We start from the raw sequence: 20644 nt of genomic DNA, 5'->3' as shown, positions 1-20644 counted from the left end.
CCCATCAATCGGCGAGATTGAAGGTGTTGTGTTTTCAAGGGCTTCACCGGAATGCGGACGGCAGGGGCCTTTCCCTTTGCCTTATATGGCGGGTTACCGCCCGGATTTCAAGCGAAGGTTTATGTGGCAATGATGGATGCCTTCGGCGAGGATTTTGGACCATTTGGAATAGGAGGGGCTACGTACCACGTCCGGCGCGCAGCCTGTTTCGGGGTTAGCCGTCGATGCGGGCCGCCATGATGGCGATTGCCTTTTGATAGACGCCGGCGGCATTCCATTGCTTGATGACTTCGAAATTGCCTTGGCCTTCTTGGTAGCCGACGCCGGGTTGCCAGCCTTTTTGACGCAGGAAGTTCGCGGTTGAGGCAAGGGCGTCTGCTTGGTTATAGAAGTCAACGCGCCCGTCACCGTTTGCATCAACGCCATAGCGTAGGGCATTGCCGGGCAGGAATTGCGTGTGGCCAAGTTCGCCGTGTTTCGCGCCCTTGGTGGTGTTGGTGATCGCCCCTGCATCGACGAGCTTTAGTGCGCCGATGGCGTGGGGTTCAAAGAATGCAGAGCGGCGGCAATCATAGGTCAGGGTGGTAATGGCCGACACGACGGCGCTGTCGCCCATGAAGCCGCCGAATGCTGTTTCCATCCCGTGGATGGCGATGATCACCCCTGCGGGGACTCCGTACCGGGATTCAAGCGCGGCGTAGAAACTGGCATCGCGGGCTTTGCGTTTGCGACCTTGGGCCACAATGGTGTCCGCGCCGCGCACCTGCATGAACTTTGACAGGCTGTATTTGAAGGACTTCTGATTGCGGTCTGCGGCGATTGTGCCAGAGGCATATTGTGCCTTTGCCAAGGCGTTTAGCCCGGCCTGACCCACGCCTGCTGCGGCTGCTTCCTTGGCAAAGGCGGATTTCCATGCGTTAAAGCCGCCCGCGTTGTTGCCGCATTGCGCGGCGAACACCGGCGACGACAGCCCCGCCGTAAGCAAGCAGGCTGCGGCGAAAATCTTGGATGGATGCATGGGGGAAACCTCAAAGTGACGGAATTTAGGCAACATTAGCCGTTGGTGTTAAAACTTCAAAGTGAAACTAGTGTGAATACCCGGCCAGACAACATGCAAAAAGGGCGCCCCGGATGGGACGCCCTTTCGCTGTGTGTGTATGCTGTGGATTAGCAGCTGTAGTACATGCCGAATTCAACAGGGTGGGGTGTGTGCTCGTATGTGTGCACTTCTTCCATCTTGAGTTCGATATAGCCTTCGATCTGGTCCTTGGTGAACACGTCGCCGGCCAGCAGGTAATCCATGTCGTTTTGCAACTCTTCCAGCGCTTCACGCAGGGAGCCACATACGGTTGGGATATCGGCCAGTTCTTCGGCAGGCAGATCATAGAGGTTCTTATCCATGGCTTCGCCCGGATCGATCTTGTTCTTGATGCCGTCAAGGCCGGCCATCAGCAGAGCCGAGAAGCACAGGTAGGGGTTCGCCGCAGGATCGGGGAAGCGTGCCTCAACGCGCTTGGCTTTGGGGCTTTCTGTCCATGGGATCCGAACACAACCCGAGCGGTTGCGGGCGGAGTATGCGCGCAGAACGGGGGCTTCGAAGCCAGGGATCAAACGCTTGTAGCTGTTTGTCGCCGGGTTGGTGAAGGCGTTCAACGATTTGGCGTGAGACAGGATGCCGCCGATGAAATACAGCGCTTCTTGGGACAGGTCGGCGTATTTGTCGCCTGCAAACAACGGCTTGCCGTCTTTCCAGATCGACATGTTCACGTGCATGCCAGAGCCGTTATCGCCGTAGATCGGCTTGGGCATAAAGGTTGCCGATTTACCGTACGCATGTGCCACGTTGTGGATCACATATTTGTACTTTTGCAGCTCGTCCGCTTGATGCGTGAGGGAGCCGAAAATCAGGCCCAGCTCGTGCTGACAGGACGCAACCTCGTGGTGGTGCTTGTCCACTTTCATGCCGAGACGTTTCATCGTCGACAGCATTTCAGCGCGCAGGTCTTGGGATTCGTCGACTGGGTTGACCGGGAAATAGCCACCCTTAAGGCCGGGGCGGTGGCCCATGTTGCCCATCTCGTAGTCAGTGTCGGTGTTCCAGGACGCATCGGATGCGTCAACTTCGTAGGATACCTTGTTGATCGAGTTCGAGTATTTGACGTTGTCGAACAGGAAGAATTCAGCTTCTGGGCCCATATAGGCCACGTCGCCGATGCCGGATGATTTCAGGTATGCTTCGGCTTTTTGCGCTGTACCGCGTGGGTCGCGATCATAGGCTTCGCCTGTGTCTGGCTCAACAATGGAGCAGTGCACGCAAAGTGTTTTTTCTGCATAGAACGGATCAACATAGGCGGTGTCGGTGTCGAGCATCAGTTTCATGTCCGATGCTTCGATGCTTTTCCAGCCCGCGATCGAGGAGCCGTCAAACATGAAGCCCTCTTCGATGAAGTCTTCGTCGACCAGATCCGAAACGATTGTGACGTGCTGCAGCTTGCCGCGTGTGTCCGTAAAGCGAACATCTACGTATTCGATGTCCTCATCCTTGATTTTTTTCAAGAAGTCCTTGGTGCTCATTGGATGATATCCTTTTTCTTAAAACTTTGTTGGATTACAGCGCGTCTGAACCGGTCTCGCCGGTACGGATGCGGATTGTTTGTTCGATGGTGCTGACAAAAATCTTGCCATCGCCGATTTTTTCGGTTTTCGCGGCGTTCACGATGGCGTCGATAGCGGCATCAACTTGGTCATCATCCAGAACAATCTCGATTTTAACCTTTGGCAGAAAATCAACGACATATTCGGCACCACGGTACAGTTCGGTGTGGCCTTTTTGGCGACCGAAACCTTTGACTTCGATCACGCTCAGACCTTGAACGCCGACCTCCTGAAGTGCCTCTTTTACTTCATCTAACTTGAACGGTTTGATCACAGCTTCGATCTTTTTCATCTGAGGCCTCCCTGCCGATATGCGCCATTAATATTTGCATCTGGGTCATTTCACGATGCAAGGCGACGGTCTACCAGACGTCGGGCGGAGTCCACATCAAGCGATGAAATTTCGGGCGCGCAGCATGAAAAATGTGCTGCGCGATTAAATTATAGGCAGAAGTGAAATGACGAGGGCGGGGGTATCCGCATTTTTGCGCGCTGCGCCTGATTTTGGCTGGCAGTAAGCCGACCTGCACGACATTTGGCACGGCTGTGATTCCACATCAGCGGGTCGCAAGGGGGCGGACGCCATGTGCGTGACGGGCAGGATAGGGCGCTATCAAGGGGGCCGGGCTGCCTAAGCCGTTGGCTCGGGCAGCTTTGATTTTACGCAGCTTATGCGGCGTCTAGTGCGGCACCTCTGGCCCGGCTGGCATCCGCTGTTCCCAGCTCAAGCCCGCCAGCATAGATGATATGCGGGCTGTCGCAGAAGATCTGGATCAACACCTGATTTTGTTCGCCTTGGTCGATGATAAATTCATCATCCACAAGCGCGCGCGCTGGTACCAAAGCCCGTTCGCAGTTGAACAATGCCCGCGACCGCCAGTCGCGGATCAGAACCATTTGATCACCAGCTAACAGCGTATCGGATTCAGGGCGTGTATGGCCCAAAGACCCGGCCGCAAAAGAGATCGTGCGCACCTTGCGTGTTGTACGTTGGATATGAGTGACTTTGGAGACCCCGCAGTCGCGCGTAATAAGCTTGTCACCTATACTGAGAATTTCCGCTGGAATTTCCCCATCAAGCGTGAGCAAGCGAGTCCCCGATGTCAGTCCTGTATCGACGCTGACATAGGGCATATATTGGCCCGCTGGCGAAATATTTTCGCCGACGCGCACGACCGTATTCGGTTTCATGGGCGTATTTTCCTTATTTACCTGCCTCAGGTGCCGATTATCTTATTGCAAAAAACAGTTGGTGTCTTGTGTTTTTTGCACTCGCCTATCCCAAAGTTGTTTGATAGAGACCGCGCAATGCGGGTGTGGCGGAATTGGTAGACGCACCAGATTTAGGTTCTGGCGCCTATGGCGTGGGGGTTCGAGTCCCTTCACCCGCACCACTCTATCCCATTGATGTTGAATTTAGACGTTTGTTTGAATGCGGATTTATCCGCTTCAAGGTTACAAGTCTTATTGCAATTAGGTTTAGATTTGGCTGGAAGACACACGCTCCTTACCGGCCTATCAGATTGATATCATTGGCTTCTTGTTGTCGCTAAAGAGCTACACAAGATTATCCTTAACGCAGAACTGCGCGGCCCATTGGGTGCGCAGTACCGCCAAGCGAAAACGCGTTGGGCTAGCGACTTAGAGTGTGCATGCGTATTACGACGGATCAACTTCGGGAACGGTGCCAAGCCTAACGATGAACGTGGGCTCACTTACTTCACCGGAATCGGGGTCTTCGGTCACCCAATAGGCATCAACACCGACGCAACTGTCAGAACGATCCTCGCGTTCCGCACGCAGTTCGGCCTCGTCAGCCGTGGAATATTTTATCTGTTTATCAATGCTCAAGCTGACGCGCCCGTCACGGCCGGCCGGTTTTTCGACGTAGGTCTGGCAGATATAATGCACCTTAGGCCCGGTTTCGTGGTCGTTGCTCATCTCTACCTCCTGAACGGATCGTTCAACTTACGTCGATGATTACCCTGATCCGCGGGGATGCGCTATCGGTGAATGGTTTGCCTTTTGACGGTCGCGCGCAGCATATCCTTAACCTCCGAACAATTTACCAAAACTTGCCGGTTCGAAATTTCTTTTGCCTCTGCATTGTTATTACCTCCCGCTATGATAGAAATTTTGTGAAATGTACCACGTAGTGTGGTGTCCAATTCTGCGAAGAGGTGTGTTTCTTGAGGAAAGTACTGGTGGCCCTTGTCGGCATCGTCGCGATCATTGGGGCGGGCGCAGTGTTTGTGACCCGTGATATCCCAGCAACCCAAGTGACCCTTAAAGACGGCGATCTACCTCCGCTTATTCCCACCCGCGCATTTTATGCTGATCCGCGTGCCGCCTATGCTTATGTCGCATCTGGCGACGGGAAATATGTATCATACGAACAGGCCAGCCTAACCGGCCGCAGTACCGCCATCAAAGAGGTCACGACAAACGAGGTTATCTCGACGCTTCCGACAGAGCTTCAACTTCGTAGGTGGCACCCGACGAAACCGTTGTTGCGCTTTTTATTCGAAGGGCACGACTGGGAGGTGGACCCATACAAGCCTGAGCGGGAGAACTGGAAACGTATCAGTCCGGTTCGTCTGTCAGGGGGATGGGCGAAGAATGAGCGTGCTGCCACTGAATATCAAAGGATTTTGACATGGGGCAAAGCACATCGAAATGATGTCGGTCATATGTGGTTGGTGTCTCAGGATGGCCTGAGCGCCGAAAAAATCGCCGAGGGGAATGCGAAAGCGAAGTATTGGGTTTTCGATCAAGACACCAAACCAATATTGCGTTTGGACAGCCTTGACGCCGCAACAACGCGATTGTTTCGTAAGAAAGAGAGCGGCTGGCAAAAGCTTGCGGACATCAGTTTGAACGATCAGTTCGAACCTTTGGAGCGGGTGCGTCCCGATGGTACTTTTCTTGCGCGCTCCTCCAGAGGGCGTGATAAAGCTGCGCTTGTTTCCTTCGATGTAACGACGGCAAAGGAGACTGTACTGCTTGAAAACCCAGATGCTGATATCGGCCGGACAACGGCATTGAACATAGCGGGGCAACCCGATGTCATCCGGATGGGTATTGATACCAACGAACGCGTCGCATTAACCGAGCGCGGGCAGGTGTTCCTTGATATTCTGGCAGAGTTTCCACAGCCAATATCCTTGGGCGCGACGAGCCCAACAGCATCGGGTCGGTATGTAACGCAATCTCTTTCTTCACAGAATAAATCCTATGTTTTCCTTCTTATTGATCTTGAGGAGAAATCATATGTTACGCTTGGCGAATATCATTTCCGCCGCTTCGCGGAAAATCTTGTGCAGGAACAAGCGGTGTCTTTCAAAGCACGAGACGGGCTAGGCATCCCGGCCGTTTTGACGATGCCGAACGATGTTAATGGCCCGGTGCCTTTCATCGTCTATATTCACGGTGGACCGGCCCAGAACGTGAGCGGCGGTTATAATCATGAAACGCAGTTTCTTGTGAACCGGGGATATGGGGTGTTGGCTGTGAATTTTCGCGGGTCAACCGGCTTTGGCAAGGCATTCCAAAACAAAGGGTTCAAGCAGTTCGGACGTGCCATGCAAGACGACATCGCGGATGCCGCGCAGTGGCTTGTTGATGAAGGGCTTGCGGACACTGATGCATTGGTGGCGATGGGAGGGAGCTATGGCGGATATTCCGCCGCTTTGGCCATGACCCGTGATCCCGGCCTATTTGACGCAGCGATTGTCGAATTTCCGATGTTGGATGTTGAATTCCAGTCAAAGACTTACCCGGGCTTTTGGGATAACGGCATAGACGGCTGGTGGCGGTATTTCGGCAAGGTTGATAACCCTGACGATCTCGAACTGATGCGGGAATACTCGCCCTCAAATCGGGTTGAGAAACTCCATGGGCCGATCATGTTGCTGGGCGGCCTCCGCGACCAGATCACCGCAGTTCAACAAGTGCAGGAGTTTGAGGCCGCAGCCAAAGCCGCCGGCAAAGATGTCGAGGCGCATTATTTTGCCGACGCAGGTCACGGTGTCAGCCATTGGCGCGACCAGCTACGCCGCGCGCGTTTGGTTGAGGATTTTCTGGCAGAGCACGCAGGCGGGCGCTCTGGCGGGTTCGAGTTTGTTGAGCGTGCACCGGCATTCATCGACTGAATGGGGCGGGGTGCGGGCTAAGTCATTAATTATACTTTTTTCGAAATCTCACGACAAACGTGCAAGGTCACCGGCTGTTCGACAATCATATCGGCTTTTTGAAAGAACGCCTGCACCGCGCCGGACCCATTATGAAGATCTTTGGCTGCTTCGGTCGCGAACCGTTCGTAAGTTGTGAAAATCCGGGGGTCGGTTGTATCTTGGGAAACAAAGAAGCCGACAGTTTCCGGTTCATGCGCTGCAACATAATTTGCAACCTCGCAAAGTGCGGCGCTTAACTCTTCGTGTTTTCCGTCCTTTGAACGAATTATCGCAGTGATCGTAATCATACCGGTTTCCATATTCATATTGGGGCGGGCCGACCGACTGTGCCGGTCGGCCCGGTACTTTTGTTTGTTGTGTAGGGGGCAGAGTCCGCTGTTTTCTTCTAGGCGCTGGCCCAGTCTACGGTCGCCTCGAATGCAGCTGCGGCCGCATAGATGGTGCTTTCGCTATAGTCTGCCCCGGTGAGCATAAGACCAACTGGCAGCCCATCCACTTGGCCGCAGGGGATCGACATCGAAGGATGGCCGGTCACATCGAACTGCGATGTGTTTGCGATCATTTCAAAGGCGCGGGTGATGACTTCGGTGATCGAGGCCCCAGGCTCTGGCAGTTTCGAGGCCGTGATGGGCAATGTGGGCATCAACAGCAGATCATAATCTGCAAAGACGGCGTCATAGCTTGCCTTGACCTTACGGGCGAGGTTCTGCGCCTTGGCGTAGTAACGTCCGTTGTAGTGATCGATGCCGTATTGCCCGACCAGCATGCTGATCTTGAGACTCTCGGAGAGATCATCGGCCTTGTCACGCCAAGCGGCATGGAAGTCGAGCAAGCCAACATCATACGCTCCTTTCCAGTTCATTCCCATTCCGTTTCCCTGCATCATCTGCCATTGCAGCCCCTCAAGTGCGATTGGGCCCCATACGGCTGCGGCAAGCAGGTGATCAGGTATGGAGATTTCCTCTACGACGGCACCGAGGCCGCGATAGGTTTCTGCCGCTTCTTTCACGGAATCCGCGATGCCGGGCATCATGTTTGGGGCAACAAATCCTTCCTTAAGGACACCTATTTTCATGCCCTGGACACCACGATCCAATGCCTTGGTATAGTCATCAACTTTCGGCGCATATTGGCGGGGGTCCATTCCGTCTGCACCGGCCAGCACCTCAAGCAGCAGCGCGTTATCCGCTACGGTTGTGGTCATCGGGCCTGTGTGGTCAATCGTGGCTTCGATCGGCATAACGCCGGTATAGGGTACCAGTCCGTGGGTCGCCTTCATCCCAGCGATACCGCAGAAAGACGCGGGCATGCGGATGGACCCGCCTTGATCGCCGCCGATGGCCATATCAACGATGCCGCCACCAACCAGCGCCGCCGATCCAGAGGATGACCCGCCTGCGGAATAGCCCGCCTTGCGCGGGTTGTGGACCATGCCGGGCTTTGAGGTGTGGCTGCCGCCAGACAGGCAGAAATATTCGCACACGGCCTTGCCTTCGATGGTGGCACCTTCGTCCAACATGCGCGTTACGATTGTCGCATCAGATACCGGAATGAATCCGGCAAGTGTGGAGGCACCGTTGGTCATAGGCACACCGGCCAAGGCCACGTTATCTTTAAGGGCAATGGTCTTGCCTTTGAGCTTGCCCTCGCCCGCGCCTTTTACCTCTACCTTGCGCGCCCATGCGCCGAACGGATTGTCGGCAAGTTCGGGGGTGTGTCCGGTTGTGCGCGGGTAGGTAACGGGCGGGGTATAGTCCGGTTCGGCATCGACAACATCATAGGCGTCAAAGTTGCCCTGCATCAGGCTCATATACTCTTCGGCTTCGGCATGGGTCAGGGACATGCCGAGGTTTTCACCGATCTCAATAACCTGTTCTAGGGTGGGTCTTGTGATAGTCATGGTTGTTCTCCTTCTCAGATGTCTTGCTTGGTGGCTGTTTGCAGCTGTGCCCGACGAGGTCAGGCCGCGCTCATACCGACGAATTGGGAAACGGTTTCAGGGTTTTGCAGGTCTTTTGGCGACATCTCTCCGGTGATGACGCCTTTCTGGATGGTCAAAACGCGGGTCGACAGTGCGGCTATGAATTCAAGGTTCTGTTCGACGAGAACCAAAGAAAGGCCACGCCCCCTGAGCACCTTCAAAGTTTCGACGATTTCTTCCAGAATTGACGGCTGGATGCCTTCGGTGGGCTCATCCAAAAGCATCAGTTTAGGGCGTGAACAAAGACACCGCGCAAGGGCAAGCAATTGTTGCTCTCCACCGGACAGCGCGCCGCCCCGACGGTCAAGCAAGCGTTGCAGGCGCGGGAAAAGTGAGAGGATTTCGTCAATGAAACCCGCGTCCTCGTCAGATTGCCCGGCCATTCCCATACGGAGATTTTCATAGACCGTGAGATCGGGAAAAATCTGCCGCCCTTGAGGCACCAGACCCAAACCTGCGCGGGACCGTTTGTGCGGCGGCAGTTTGGTGATGTCTTGGCCATCGAAAATAACGCGGCCGCCCGTTGCCGGGAGGTGCCCCATCAACGTGCTCATCAGCGTGGTCTTGCCCATGCCGTTGTGCCCCAGAATGCCAAGGAACTCGCCCTCTGCCACGTTCAGGGTTGCGCCCATCAAGATTGGGATGCGGCCGTATCCAGAATGTAATGAATCGACTTCAAGGATCATGCTGCCAATCCTTTGCCGAGGTAAACATCGCGTACGCGCGGATCCGCAAGGACCACGCTGACGTCGTCTTCGATCAATACCGCGCCTTGGTGCAATACGGTTACCGTTCGGGCAATCATTTTGATAAACTGCATGTCATGCTCCACCACAATTAGGGCTCTTTTCTTGTTGATCTCGATGATCAACTCGGCCGTGCGTTCGACCTCGTCGTGGGTCATTCCTGCAGCGGGTTCGTCTAATAGGATCAGTTCGGGTTCACCGGCCAGAACGGTTCCGATTTCAACCCACTGGCGCTGGCCATGTGCCAGTTGACCCACTTCGCGCTTGGCAATGCCGGTCAGGCGCAACTGGGTCAGGATCGCTTCGGCAAGGTCCGTGGCAAAGTTGGGCGTGTGCTTTTTGCGCGCGGCGATCCACAGGTTTTCCTCGACCGTCATCGCGTTGAAAACGTTCGGCACTTGCGTCTTGATTCCGACGCCCTGTCGCGCGATCTGGTGGGGCAACGCGCCAGAAATGTTGCCCCCCCGCAGGTGCACGGTGCCCTCAGTTGGGGTAAGTTGCCCGGTCAGCAGTTTGAAAAATGTCGATTTCCCCGCGCCGTTTGGCCCGATGAGACAGCGCAGTTCAAGTTCCTTCAGGCTGAAGTTTACTTTGTCTACAGCGGTCACACCCCCGAAGCGGATCGTCAGATTTTCGGTTTGTACAAGCGGTGTGGTGTTCATAGCTTTACCTTTGACGTGGCCGCGGAGGGTTTCGATCCGGTCCGGGGCAGGCGCGACATCACAAAGTCGCGGAAAGTTGGCGCAATGCCTTTTGGCACGAGCAGGACGAAAATGATCAAGATGGCCCCGAGGATGAAATTGGCATCTAACGTTTGTTGGCCGCCAATTTCGGTCACCAACCATTGCACCAGAAGACAGCCGATGATCGGACCAATCAAGGTGCCGCGTCCACCGATAATCACCCAGATGATGATTTGCGCCGATAGGCCCAAGGCAAATATCGTCGGGCTAACAAAGGCCCCCCAGTTGACGTAGAGCGCCCCAGCGAACCCCGCAACAGCCCCGCCGATCATGAAGGTCAGCAGTTTATAAAGCCGGGGATCATAGCCCAGCAAAGCCGCACGGGTTTCGTTTTCGCGTATTGCAATGATGATACGCCCAAAGGTGCTGGCAATCAGAACGCGCAGCCCGATGTACACTGCGATCAATGCCAGCCCAGTGACGGTCCATGCTTGTTCGGGACTTAGGATATAGTTGGTGTTTCCGGGTATATTGAATGTTGGTATCCCCGGTATCCCATTGAACCCGCCAATCCGCGCGGTGCCGATCTTATAGAAATCGCCGGCGGTGGAATTCACGAGGTTGAACAGTATCAGCGACACTGTCAGGGTAATCACACCCAGATAAACATCGCTGATCCCGCCGTAGATCATGAAATACCCCAGCAGGGCAGCAAAGATAACCGGGACCACAATGGCCAGCACGATCGCGGGGGTGCTGTCGCCAAAGTTGATGGCCGATACCGCATAGGCGTAAGCACCCAATCCGAAAAACGAGGTTTGGCCAAAGCATAGGATGCCGCCATACCCCCAGATGAATCCAAGGCTTAGGGCAAGCACGGCCATCGCGGCAAACACGGTCAGCTGCATGATCTGGAACAGGTCAATGTAAAATGGGGCGATGATGACAAGCACCGCAGCAATGGCTGAACCTACAAGCGCGCCAGTCATTCCGTTTAGGTTTTGCATTACAGACGTCCTTTGAAAAATTTGCCAGAGATGCCTGTTGGCAACATGCGGATCAGAACCACGGCTGCGACAAACAAGATGACTTCGCCAAAGACCGGAGTGGTAAAGAAAGCAGCGATCTGATTGATGAACCCAAAAAGGCCGGATGCAGTGATCAGCCCCCAAAGGATTGAGGTTCCACCGCCAACAACGGTGATGAACGCCTTTGCTATATAGGCAGCACCCATGGTTGGAACGATCCCGGCGACGGGGGCCAAAAGACCGCCAGCCAACCCCGACATTGCGGCACCTGCACCGAAGGTGGCCATATATACACGCGCGGGGTTCACACCCAGTGTCGCGGCCATATCTGGGTTTTGCATAACCGCGCGGGCGATCAGCCCTGCGCGGGTAAAACGCATCACGGCCCAAACCAAAACCATCAGCAAGATTGCCATAACCGCCAGAAAGGGAGTGTAGAGGCTCGATTGGTATTGCCCGACTTTGAAACCACCCAAAGGAGAGGCCACGCCGACAATCGTATTGCCGAACATCATCGTGGTGCCCCCTACAATAACAAGGCTTAGACCCCAGGTCGCCAACATGGTGTCCACGAGGCGACCGTATAAAAACTGGATCAGGCATCGTTCGACGATGACCCCGACAAGCCCGACAAAGACGGGGGCAATAACCAGCATTGCAAACCAGATATTCACCCCCGCCGAAACCGACAGTACCGTGGCATATGCCCCGAGCATGAGGAATTCCCCATGCGCGAGGTTGATGATTTTCATCATACCAAAGATCACCGCAAGTCCGGCGCTAATAAGCAAGAGCGACGCAATGCCACTGATGATGTCCAGACCTACGATAATCGCGATGTCCATTTCTGATCTCCTTAAATGTCGATTTCGTACTGGGTCGTGTCGTTGGGATTGGCGGCAAGATCACAGACCGCAGCGGTATCCAGCGGCGGTTGTGCCGGGAATGTTTCGAGCACTTTCCAAGACTTGTTTTCTACTTCTGCAAGGAAGGCATTGCGCGTCACGTGGTGGGTCTTGGGATCGATCACCACTGTGCCGCTTGGCCCCTCAAAGGACAGCCCGGTCTCCAGCGCTTCGATCACGGGCATACGCTCGGGTGTGCCAGCCAATTTCACGGCTTCGGCCCAAAGGTGGATACCCTCATAGCTCGCCGCGGCAAGTTCACTGATGTATGGCGTTTGCGCCCCGTGCTTGTCTTTGATCGCCTTTACAAAAGCTAGGCTGGCTGGCGTCTGAAGCTCTTCGAAATAGCCATAGCTGCCCAAGACGCCTTTGCTTTCGGAATCTTCCAGCGTTGCTGGTTCGTTGACCAGACCAAATGTCGTGGATGCAATCGGGATTTCATCCTTCAAACCCGCCGCCGCCCACTGACGATAGAATGCGGTGTGGTTGCCGCCCACCATTGCTGACAGCACCAAATCGGGCTCTGCGGCTTGGATCCGCGAGATCGAAGGGCCGAAGTTTGTCACATCCAGCGGGAAAAAGTCGATCGAGAGAACTTCACCACCGTTGTCTTGGACATATTTTTTCATCCACTTTGCGGTGATCTGACCATAGTTATAATCGGCCGCGATGATGTAGACCTTCTTGCCCCAAAGATTCATCGCATAGGGAACAAGCTTTTCAACTGTCTGGGCCGGTGTGGTACCTAGATTGAAGGTATTCCGGTCGCATACGCCGCCCTCATAAAGCGTGTTGTAGAAATAGAGCGTTTTGAACCGGTCAAAGATCGGCCGGATCGCTTCGCGTGATGCGGACGTGATCCCACCATGCACAACATCGACTTTGTCGCGCACAGCCAGTTGTTGGGCAAACTGGGAATAAAGCTGGATGTTCGACTGGGTATCATAGTTGATCAACTCGATCTCGCGACCCAAAAGACCGCCAGCTGCGTTCAGCTCCTCCACGGCCAGTTGGATCGCATAAACCATTGGTTCGCCCGTTGCGGCGAGCGGCCCAGCAAGGTCATGCAGGCTGCCGATTTTGATTGGCCCATCGGCGGCCCGCGCGACGCTGCCGATCAAGGAGGGTGCCGCCAAAGCGACGCCCCCAGCGGCTGAATTTCTTAAAAAACTACGGCGAGAGAGTGACATTTAAGATTACCTTTCTGTTGGACGTCTCGTTTTGCTGAGACTGTTTTTGGTGTTTTGCGGGACGTGAGGAGAGGCCATTTTTCAACTGGTCTCACGAGACCGGGTGAACTGCGTAACTTTTGGTCAGGGGCCAGAAAACAGAATATTTTAGCGAAATGCGGTCAGTCGCAGGAATCAGCTCGCAAGGGTTGAAAATCTCGAAAACGCGGTCGGGGCCGTTGTTTTCCAAGTGGCTTAAATTGCGCTTCCTGTGATGATTTTTTAGGCAGGTGAACGACATGTTTTCTCCGGAACCAATTAATGCGAACTCTGAAAAGCCGGCCAAAGCCTTGCCCTGATTGGTATGATCATGGGAATACAAATGACTTTCGCTTGTCTGAGCCTGCCAGTTTATGTGCTCATTCTGCCAATTTGTGCTGAATGTCCGCTTTTCGCACAGATCATCAAAAATCTTGCGATATTGACGATTGGGGCCACTCTTGAAGCTGCACGAGGATATCTGCGCGACTTAGGAGAACACCATGCTGCACTTGCGAAATACTGGAATTGATAAGGTCGGCCCCGGCTTTGAAAGCTGGCACCAATCCACCTGTCGAGACTTTTCAACCACCGAATGCGAGATTCCGACGGACGCTGTATTCTCTGGGTCGGTCAAATCGTGGCGGTCGGGTTCGTTGGGTTTTGGCGATGTCGCGGCAAAATCCAAAGGGTCGAATATGCCCTTGATCAGACGTCAGACTGACATCCGTAAAGACCCGCGTGACCACATCATGCTATATGTCGTCACCAAGGGTAAAATCGGACTGGTGCAGTCAGGGCGTTCGGTTTTTGTACAGAACGGGGATGTGGTTCTTTATGATCAGGCCAAACCGTTCCGGATCGAGTTTGTCGAGGACGCGCGTGGCTTGGTTATGGCAATTCCGCGGGCCCATGCCACGACGAGGCTTGGGAATCTGACAGATCTCACAGCGTGTAGTATTCCGCGCCAAACCCAGGCCGCAAAATTCACGCAATCGATCATGTCGCAGTTCCAGCCTTCCATAGATGGCGACGTACTAGACATATCGCCAAAAATGGAAGCCTCCGCGCTCGATTTGATTTTCGGTAGTATCGAACATTATTTTCAAGATCCCGTGCCGCTTTCACAGGGGCACCGGCAAGAGCAGCTGCTTAAAATCAAAGATTACCTTGTCGGAAACTTGGCTGATACCGATTTAAGCGTCGATAAGATTTGTGCCGCTCAGGCCATATCGCCGCGCTCCCTCAACCGATTGTTCAGCACAGAGGGCACCACGCCTATGCGTTGGTTATGGCAGACGAGGCTGGAAGAGGCTTATCGCCGGATAATGCGAGGGGGCGTCCATTCGATCACGAACATCGCCTACGATACCGGCTTTACCGACGTTTCTCATTTCAGCCGGGCTTTCAAAAAGGCATTCGACCAGACGCCAAGCTCCCTTCTTCGACCACGTTAAAGCATTCGATACTTGAGGCACTGGCCGCTCGTGCAAAACCCGTCAGTCAGGGCGTCCAACAGGAACAAGGCTGCTAAACGGCTTGCCTGTGGCTTGCTCATATTCCTGCTCATCCCAGAACCCGATCAGGATACCGCCCGATGCGGCGTGCTTTTGGCGTTCCAGAACGGCGGGGGTGGCGGTGATGCGGGTGTGGTGGCGTCTTGACCAATCCAGCAGGGCCGCTTCCATGCGTGCGCGGACGGCCACATGCGCAGCGGATTTTGACGCGCCAATGTCGCGCAGCTCTTGCGGGTCGGTTTCAAGGTCGAACATCACCGGGCGAAACCCTTCGCAGCGGATGTATTTCCAGCGCCCGTCAAAGATCATCACCGTATGGGCATGTTCCTGCGCCACGTCCAATTCACGCGCCATCTCAGACCAGTGATAATCATGTTCGCTGATCGCATAGCGGCGCGAGAACCCTTTGGTGCCGTTCAGGATCGGCGTCAGATCGCGGCCCTCGATGATGTGCGGTTTGGCCACGCAACCAAGCGCGTTCATAAATGTCGGCGCAAGGTCGATCATCTCGACCAGCTCTTCGCAGATTGACCCGCGTGAGGCGTCCGCCTCGGGGCGGGGATCGGCGATAATCAGGGGCACTTTGGCGGCGACGTCGTGGTAGAAGTCTTTGTCGCCCATCCAGTGATCGCCCATATAATCGCCGTGATCCGAGGTGAAGGCGATGATGGTGTTTTCGCTGATGCCGGTTTCATCCATCCACGCAAACAACCGGCCAAGATTGTCATCAAGCTGTTTGATCAGGCCCATATAGGCGGGGATCACATGTTCGCGCACATGATCGCGGGCAAAACTGCGGCAGACCCGCGCGTTCAGATAGGCCGCCATAAGCGGATGATCGGTCGACAGTTCAGCCTCTGACCGGATCGGGTCAATGACATGCTCGGCCCCGTACATGTCGTGGTAGGGGGCAGGGACGATATAGGGCCAATGCGGTTTGATATAGGACAGATGGCACATCCACGGGCGGCCGTCCTCTTGCGCCTCGGTCATAAAATCGATGGCGCGGTCGGTCATATAAGCGGTCTCGGAATGCTCTTCTGGCACATCGGCGGGCAGGCGAGAGTTCTTGAGCAGCCAAGCCGAAAGCCTGTCACCGTTTTCATCCAGACCGGAATTGGCAAAATCCCCCCAAGGGTTGTCAGATTCGTATCCGTTTTCGACCAGATAATCATCATAGGCAGACCAGCGCTGGCGCGGGCTGTCAGGGTGCAAGCCGTCGTCACGCTCATAGGGTTCGAACCCGCATTCCGACCGGCTCACCCCGATTGTGCTTTTGGGATCAATCCCCAGCCAGGCCATGCCTTCAACATCGGCGGTCATATGGGTTTTGCCGACCAGAACGGCGCGGGCTCCGGCCTCGCGCAGGTGATCGCCCAAGGTGGGTTCCCCAACCCGCAGGGGGGTGCCGTTCCACGTTGATCCGTGGCTGCGCACATAGCGCCCGGTATAGGCCGACATCCGCGACGGGCCGCAGACAGGCGATTGGATATAGGCCTTGTTGAACTGAACGCCGCGTTTGGCGAGGGCATCAATATGGGGCGTATGCAGATGCGGGTGGCCATAGCAGCTTAGGTAATCAAAGCGCAGTTGATCTGCCATAATCCAAAGTACATTGGGGCGTTTGGTCATGATTTTGGGTCCTCGGTTAACAGATCATCTATCGGCTGGCGCAGGAATTCTTCGAGCCTGTCAAAGTAGCTGGTAAATTGCTTAATCTCTTGGGGGGTAAAGCTGCGTCGCAACGCGTCGCGGCGTCGTTTCATAATGGGCGCTGCCTTGTCATAGGCGGCGCGGCCTTTGTCGGTCAAGGCGACGCTCAGCTGGCGACCGTCTGTCTCGTCGCGTTGCATGGTCACCAATCCCTTGCGCTGCATCTGTGGCAGGCCCCGGCTAAGCTGTGAGTGATCCACGCGTTGGATTTCGGCCATTTCACGGATCGACAGCGGCCCGGTTTCTGCAAGATCCCACAGCACTCGCCATTCCAGAACAGAAAGCCCGCCTGCGCTGTGCAGCAGCTTCTGGCTTTGACTGCGCGATGCAGCATAGGCGGCGGGCATGCGCGCAAAGATGTTTACCTCTTCGCGGGCGCGCCTTGCGCTGATCTTTTCAGACCGGGTTTTGGGCGTTTTTGACATCGGCTCCTCCGAGATTGGATAAAGCCTGAAAAAATTATGCGTGACAAGTCATATATTTTTTGCCACCGTAAGGCACAACCCGATGTAAGTCGGGGGTGCATCTGTGGAGGAACGCACCGCATATAGGGAGGGAACACATGATCAAATCAACCATTCTCGGGGCAGCCGTGGTGCTGGCCCCGCTTGCTGCAACAGCGCAGCAAACATTGACGGCAGAGACTACCAGCGCAGGGTCTTCGCCGCATTATATCGACACAACCTTTGCCGCCGCATTGGAAAGCGCGGGGGTCGCAACCTTGCAAATCACCGAAGGGGCAACGCTGACCAATTCGGTCAAAGCGGTCGCTGAAGGCCGGCTGGATATTGCAGCGGCTCCGCTGATTCTTCCGTTCCTTTTGTCGCGCGGGATTGGCCCTTACAGCGGTGTTGGTGCTGAAAAAGGCAAGGAACTGGCAGATAATATCCGGGCTATTTTCTTTCACGCGGGATCGCATCAGATTTTTGCCTATTACGACAGCAAACCCATCGAAGACATCACCAAGCTGGACGGTACGCGCATCTGGAACGGCCCGCCCCGCGGCGCGGCGCTTACCTCTGGTCGTGCGACCGTGCAATTGCTGTCAGGGTTGAAAGACGGCGAAGGATATGAGGGCGTGCAAACGCCTTGGCCCGACGCGGTGTCGACCATTACCGGCGGCAGCGTTGATGCTTGGACCTCGCCTGATGGTCTGCCATCTGGGCGTCAAATTCGTATCGCCGCAGCGGGTGCCACGACCATTCATGACATCCCGTCGGCGCTGTACAATAGCGAGTTGGGCAAACAGATTACCGCCGCACCCGGACATGCGCCGTTTTCGATGCCGGTCGATGAATACCGCGCGGCCTATGCGGGCAATGACATCACCATCGTGACCGACGACGACACCTTTGACAGCTATTCCACCGCCTTTGGCGAAATCGTTCCGGCTGAGATGGATGAACAACTGGTGTTCGACATTGTCACAGTGGTTCTTGAGGCTCAGGACCGGTTCGAAAAGGGATCGCCCATTGGCCCCAACCTGAACATGACCTTTGGCGATATTGATGGCGTCAGCCAAGGTGCTTGTGGTGCGGTGCAGATCAAAATGCATCCCGGTGCCATCCGCGCCTATCAAGAGGCCGGTTTTACCGTCGCCGAGTGTTTGCACCCTTAAAACCTTGCGGCGCGCCAACCTGTTGGCCGCCGCTTTTCCATACATTTCAATGACCTCGCAGGCCCGGTTTAACGCCGGGCTTGCCACAAAAGGCTTACCCGCATGACCGAGCTGACATTCCAAAAAATGCCCTTGGGCCATAAGATCGCTTTTGTGCTGTCGCTGGTTTTGGTGTTGGTGGGGATGATCAACACCATGCCCGAGATTGCTGGCTTGCAGGACTGGGCGCGCGAGATCACGGGCCGTCCCTATTTTCGCGTCTCGGGCTTTGCGACCGAATATTTTTACCCGCCCGTGTTTCTTTTGATGATGGTGATCGTCGCGCTGCGTTCCAGCGTTTATCGGGACTGGAAGGAAAACAAACCGCATCTGGCGTGGCTTGGCTTGCTGCTGGACCTTGGGCTGGTGCTGGGGGCGTTTCTTGGCGCGCTTGGCTATCTGGTCGAGATCGACAGCGTGTGCCTGTTCGATCAAATCAGCGGAGAACGCGCCCGTCTGATCCAAGAGGCCGCAGAACGATCTGTCGGCGTTATTCCCGGCATGACGCTCGAGGCCGAAGTCCCGTCCTGTCAGGCGCGGTTTGGCATCTGGATACTGCCGCTGCTGCTTACGATTATCACGTTGTTTTTCCTTTATAACGTGAGGGTTTGGGGTGCACCTTTGGCGATCGTTGCCAGTATTGTGGTGCTCTATACGGTGACAACGGCCCTGTTTTGGGTGTTCGATCTGTCGGACAACAATTTCTTGCTGACAAAACTGGGCGCGGATGGTGGTGATCCCATGGCGGCGGCGATCCAAAAAGCCACCAACGTCTTTATTTCACCCGATGGCATCATGGGGCGGTTTATGGATATCGTGGTCAATCAGGTGTTTCCCTATGTCATTCTGGGGTCCTTGTTTGGCACCTCGGCGGGCGGCAAATCATTGATCAAACTGGCTGTTAAGCTGACACGCCGTTTGCGTGGCGGCCCTGCACATGCGGCAATCATTTCCTCGGCTATGTTTGGCACCATCACCGGCGGCCCTGTCACCAACGTTTTGTCGACCGGCCGCCTGACGATCCCGATGATGATCCGCAACGGGTTTAATCCGCGTTTTGCCGGCGGGGTAGAGGCGGCTGCGTCTTCGGGCGGGCAAATCATGCCACCGGTGATGGGGGTGGCGGCCTTTGTCCTCGTGGCGCTGACCGCCGTGCCCTATACCAAGGTTATCGTGGCGGCGTTTTTGCCTGCGATGGCCTTCTTTTTCTCGATCTTTCTGACCGTGATGTTTCAAGCACGCCGTGACGGCGTCGAAGCCATGGGCGAAGTACCCGATGATCTGGTCATGGTCCCTCAAGACCGCTTGAACGTCGTGATGATCTTTGCCCCGATCATGGTCATCTTGTTTCTGCTGCTTGGCAGTAAGGATGCGGTCGCGAGTGGCCCGCTGAGCTGGATCTTGTGGGATGGCGCGATACAAACGATCACGAACGCCACCGGTGATGCCGTGTCTGCGGGCTGGTGGGCTGTGATTGCGCTGCTGCCGCTGTTGCTGCTTGATCCCGAAATTCGCGCGAAACCCAGCCGAATACTACGCTCGCTGGCCGATGGTGGCGTGTTGCTGTCGCGCTTGTTCCTGCTGTTGTTCGCGGTGTCGATCATCTCGTCTTTCCTGAACGAAAGCGGCCTGACCGGAGAGTTGACGCGCGCCGTTACCGCATGGCTTGAACACGCGCAGATGTTGCGCCTTTTCGGGTTCGAGATTCCGATTGTGGGCGGCGTCTATCTGATGCTGGCGTTGTTCTGCGCCATGTTCTGCGCGATTTTACTGGGTATGGGGATGCCGACGGTGCCCGCCTATGTGAACGTCGCCTTGTTGCTGGGGCCGCTGCTCAGCAACCTTGGCGTCAGCTTTTTTACCGCGCATATGTTTGTGTTTTACTTCGCCGTGGCCTCGGCCATTACGCCGCCCGTTGCCATCGCCGCCTTTGCCGCCGCGTCGATCTCAAACACTGAACCGATGCGCACCGGGTTTTCCGCTGTGCGGGTGGGGATCGTTATGTTCGCCATCCCCTTTATATTCGCGTGGTACCCCGAGCTGTTGTTGATCGAAGAGGCCGTGACCGTCACCAATGATGCAGGCCAAAGCGTTTTGATCGACGGCTACACCGGCGAAACCGACTGGGCGTGGATGGCCTTTCTAGGCGCGCGGCTTGTTTTGGCGCTGTATCTGCTGGCATCCGCGCTCAGCCGCTATGACCGCGGGCCGATAGGTGGGTTTGAAATGAGCGCACGGCTGGTGATTGCGGTCCTTATCCTGTGGAAAACCGCCATGGTGATGTGGGTCGGTATCGGTTTGGCCATCGTTGTTCTATGTGCGCATTATTTCTATGCGGGACGACGGTAAAACCTGCCG

General features: G+C 55.4%; 18 protein-coding genes and 1 tRNA gene. 5 read left to right on the top strand and 14 right to left on the bottom strand.

Going from position 1 to position 20644, the window contains the following annotated elements; translation table 11 throughout:
• Positions 1 to 214: 214 nt before the first annotated feature.
• The 4 genes from WNY39_RS02920 to WNY39_RS02905 form a co-directional block, all read right to left on the bottom strand.
• A complete protein-coding gene (locus WNY39_RS02920) occupies positions 215 to 1018 on the bottom strand; it encodes a lytic murein transglycosylase (protein WP_342843902.1) in 804 nt (267 codons plus the stop codon).
• Between the two features lie 149 nt (positions 1019 to 1167).
• The gene (gene glnA, locus WNY39_RS02915) at positions 1168 to 2574 is read right to left on the bottom strand and encodes a type I glutamate--ammonia ligase (RefSeq protein WP_341234717.1); all 1407 of its coding nucleotides are present in this window, start codon (positions 2572 to 2574) and stop codon (positions 1168 to 1170) included.
• 34 nt (positions 2575 to 2608) lie between these two features.
• The gene (locus WNY39_RS02910) at positions 2609 to 2947 is read right to left on the bottom strand and encodes a P-II family nitrogen regulator (RefSeq protein WP_341234716.1); all 339 of its coding nucleotides are present in this window, start codon (positions 2945 to 2947) and stop codon (positions 2609 to 2611) included.
• A gap of 377 nt (positions 2948 to 3324) precedes the next feature.
• The gene (locus tag WNY39_RS02905; protein WP_342843899.1) at positions 3325 to 3846 is read right to left on the bottom strand and encodes a Hint domain-containing protein; all 522 of its coding nucleotides are present in this window, start codon (positions 3844 to 3846) and stop codon (positions 3325 to 3327) included.
• A 119-nt stretch (positions 3847 to 3965) separates the two neighbouring features.
• Here WNY39_RS02905 and WNY39_RS02900 point away from each other — a divergent pair.
• A tRNA-Leu gene (locus tag WNY39_RS02900) sits at positions 3966 to 4049 on the top strand.
• A 265-nt stretch (positions 4050 to 4314) separates the two neighbouring features.
• On the opposite strand, the gene WNY39_RS02895 is transcribed toward WNY39_RS02900, so the two are convergent.
• The gene (locus WNY39_RS02895; protein WP_341234713.1) at positions 4315 to 4596 is read right to left on the bottom strand and encodes a hypothetical protein; all 282 of its coding nucleotides are present in this window, start codon (positions 4594 to 4596) and stop codon (positions 4315 to 4317) included.
• 248 nt (positions 4597 to 4844) lie between these two features.
• Here WNY39_RS02895 and WNY39_RS02890 point away from each other — a divergent pair, with 248 nt between their 5' ends.
• Positions 4845 to 6806 carry a prolyl oligopeptidase family serine peptidase gene (locus WNY39_RS02890; protein WP_342843896.1) on the top strand — a complete coding sequence of 654 codons (1962 nt, stop codon included), beginning with the start codon at positions 4845 to 4847 and terminating at the stop codon, positions 6804 to 6806.
• Positions 6807 to 6835: 29 nt separating this feature from the next.
• Here the strand turns inward: WNY39_RS02890 and WNY39_RS02885 are convergent, their stop codons facing one another.
• The 7 genes from WNY39_RS02885 to WNY39_RS02855 form a co-directional block, all read right to left on the bottom strand.
• Positions 6836 to 7135 carry an antibiotic biosynthesis monooxygenase gene (locus WNY39_RS02885; RefSeq protein ID WP_342843894.1) on the bottom strand — a complete coding sequence of 100 codons (300 nt, stop codon included), beginning with the start codon at positions 7133 to 7135 and terminating at the stop codon, positions 6836 to 6838.
• A 98-nt stretch (positions 7136 to 7233) separates the two neighbouring features.
• Positions 7234 to 8748, bottom strand: a complete 1515-nt coding sequence (locus WNY39_RS02880) for an amidase (protein ID WP_342843892.1) — start codon at positions 8746 to 8748, stop codon at positions 7234 to 7236.
• A gap of 59 nt (positions 8749 to 8807) precedes the next feature.
• Positions 8808 to 9515, bottom strand: a complete 708-nt coding sequence (locus WNY39_RS02875; RefSeq protein ID WP_342843890.1) for an ABC transporter ATP-binding protein — start codon at positions 9513 to 9515, stop codon at positions 8808 to 8810.
• Positions 9512 to 10237 (bottom strand): ATP-binding cassette domain-containing protein, encoded by a 726-nt coding sequence (locus tag WNY39_RS02870; protein WP_342843889.1) that lies wholly within the window; start codon positions 10235 to 10237, stop codon positions 9512 to 9514. The genes WNY39_RS02875 and WNY39_RS02870 overlap by 4 nt, the downstream gene beginning before the upstream one ends.
• Entirely contained in the window at positions 10234 to 11265 is a 1032-nt protein-coding gene (locus WNY39_RS02865; protein WP_342843888.1) for a branched-chain amino acid ABC transporter permease, read from the bottom strand. The genes WNY39_RS02870 and WNY39_RS02865 overlap by 4 nt, the downstream gene beginning before the upstream one ends.
• Positions 11265 to 12131, bottom strand: a complete 867-nt coding sequence (locus WNY39_RS02860) for a branched-chain amino acid ABC transporter permease (RefSeq protein ID WP_342843887.1) — start codon at positions 12129 to 12131, stop codon at positions 11265 to 11267. Before WNY39_RS02860 ends, WNY39_RS02865 begins: the two co-directional genes overlap by 1 nt.
• Positions 12132 to 12142: 11 nt before the next feature.
• The gene (locus WNY39_RS02855) at positions 12143 to 13381 is read right to left on the bottom strand and encodes an ABC transporter substrate-binding protein (RefSeq protein ID WP_342843886.1); all 1239 of its coding nucleotides are present in this window, start codon (positions 13379 to 13381) and stop codon (positions 12143 to 12145) included.
• Positions 13382 to 13902: 521 nt separating this feature from the next.
• Here WNY39_RS02855 and WNY39_RS02850 point away from each other — a divergent pair.
• Entirely contained in the window at positions 13903 to 14856 is a 954-nt protein-coding gene (locus WNY39_RS02850; RefSeq protein WP_342843885.1) for an AraC family transcriptional regulator, read from the top strand.
• 42 nt (positions 14857 to 14898) lie between these two features.
• Here the strand turns inward: WNY39_RS02850 and WNY39_RS02845 are convergent, their stop codons facing one another.
• Both WNY39_RS02845 and WNY39_RS02840 read right to left on the bottom strand, forming a co-directional pair.
• Entirely contained in the window at positions 14899 to 16548 is a 1650-nt protein-coding gene (locus tag WNY39_RS02845) for a sulfatase-like hydrolase/transferase (protein WP_342843884.1), read from the bottom strand.
• Positions 16545 to 17054 (bottom strand): MarR family transcriptional regulator, encoded by a 510-nt coding sequence (locus WNY39_RS02840; protein WP_342843883.1) that lies wholly within the window; start codon positions 17052 to 17054, stop codon positions 16545 to 16547. The genes WNY39_RS02845 and WNY39_RS02840 overlap by 4 nt, the downstream gene beginning before the upstream one ends.
• Positions 17055 to 17191: 137 nt before the next feature.
• Between WNY39_RS02840 and WNY39_RS02835 the strand changes: the two genes are divergently transcribed.
• Together WNY39_RS02835 and WNY39_RS02830 are read left to right on the top strand one after the other, a co-directional pair.
• Positions 17192 to 18247 (top strand): TAXI family TRAP transporter solute-binding subunit, encoded by a 1056-nt coding sequence (locus tag WNY39_RS02835; RefSeq protein ID WP_342843881.1) that lies wholly within the window; start codon positions 17192 to 17194, stop codon positions 18245 to 18247.
• 102 nt (positions 18248 to 18349) lie between these two features.
• Positions 18350 to 20635, top strand: a complete 2286-nt coding sequence (locus WNY39_RS02830) for a TRAP transporter fused permease subunit (RefSeq protein ID WP_342843880.1) — start codon at positions 18350 to 18352, stop codon at positions 20633 to 20635.
• The last annotated feature ends 9 nt before the right edge of the window (positions 20636 to 20644 follow it).

Source organism: Sulfitobacter sp. AS59, from assembly GCF_038899995.1.
Lineage (GTDB): Bacteria > Pseudomonadota > Alphaproteobacteria > Rhodobacterales > Rhodobacteraceae > Sulfitobacter.
Note: the sequence above shows the minus strand (reverse complement) of the source record. Positions and strands in the feature narration are given on the sequence as shown.

Bases quoted from the DNA above. Each gene is read 5' to 3' on its own strand.
- WNY39_RS02880 (WP_342843892.1), bottom strand. From the start codon at position 8,748: ATGACTATCACAAGACCCACCCTAGAACAGGTTATTGAGATCGGTGAA.
- WNY39_RS02905 (WP_342843899.1), bottom strand. From the start codon at position 3,846: ATGAAACCGAATACGGTCGTGCGCGTCGGCGAAAATATTTCGCCAGCG.
- WNY39_RS02920 (WP_342843902.1), bottom strand. From the start codon at position 1,018: ATGCATCCATCCAAGATTTTCGCCGCAGCCTGCTTGCTTACGGCGGGG.
- WNY39_RS02835 (WP_342843881.1), top strand. From the start codon at position 17,192: ATGATCAAATCAACCATTCTCGGGGCAGCCGTGGTGCTGGCCCCGCTT.
- WNY39_RS02885 (WP_342843894.1), bottom strand. From the start codon at position 7,135: ATGATTACGATCACTGCGATAATTCGTTCAAAGGACGGAAAACACGAA.
- WNY39_RS02850 (WP_342843885.1), top strand. From the start codon at position 13,903: ATGCTGCACTTGCGAAATACTGGAATTGATAAGGTCGGCCCCGGCTTT.
- WNY39_RS02830 (WP_342843880.1), top strand. From the start codon at position 18,350: ATGACCGAGCTGACATTCCAAAAAATGCCCTTGGGCCATAAGATCGCT.
- WNY39_RS02865 (WP_342843888.1), bottom strand. From the start codon at position 11,265: ATGCAAAACCTAAACGGAATGACTGGCGCGCTTGTAGGTTCAGCCATT.
- WNY39_RS02855 (WP_342843886.1), bottom strand. From the start codon at position 13,381: ATGTCACTCTCTCGCCGTAGTTTTTTAAGAAATTCAGCCGCTGGGGGC.
- glnA (WP_341234717.1), bottom strand. From the start codon at position 2,574: ATGAGCACCAAGGACTTCTTGAAAAAAATCAAGGATGAGGACATCGAA.
- WNY39_RS02910 (WP_341234716.1), bottom strand. From the start codon at position 2,947: ATGAAAAAGATCGAAGCTGTGATCAAACCGTTCAAGTTAGATGAAGTA.
- WNY39_RS02840 (WP_342843883.1), bottom strand. From the start codon at position 17,054: ATGTCAAAAACGCCCAAAACCCGGTCTGAAAAGATCAGCGCAAGGCGC.
- WNY39_RS02875 (WP_342843890.1), bottom strand. From the start codon at position 9,515: ATGATCCTTGAAGTCGATTCATTACATTCTGGATACGGCCGCATCCCA.
- WNY39_RS02845 (WP_342843884.1), bottom strand. From the start codon at position 16,548: ATGACCAAACGCCCCAATGTACTTTGGATTATGGCAGATCAACTGCGC.
- WNY39_RS02860 (WP_342843887.1), bottom strand. From the start codon at position 12,131: ATGGACATCGCGATTATCGTAGGTCTGGACATCATCAGTGGCATTGCG.
- WNY39_RS02870 (WP_342843889.1), bottom strand. From the start codon at position 10,237: ATGAACACCACACCGCTTGTACAAACCGAAAATCTGACGATCCGCTTC.
- WNY39_RS02895 (WP_341234713.1), bottom strand. From the start codon at position 4,596: ATGAGCAACGACCACGAAACCGGGCCTAAGGTGCATTATATCTGCCAG.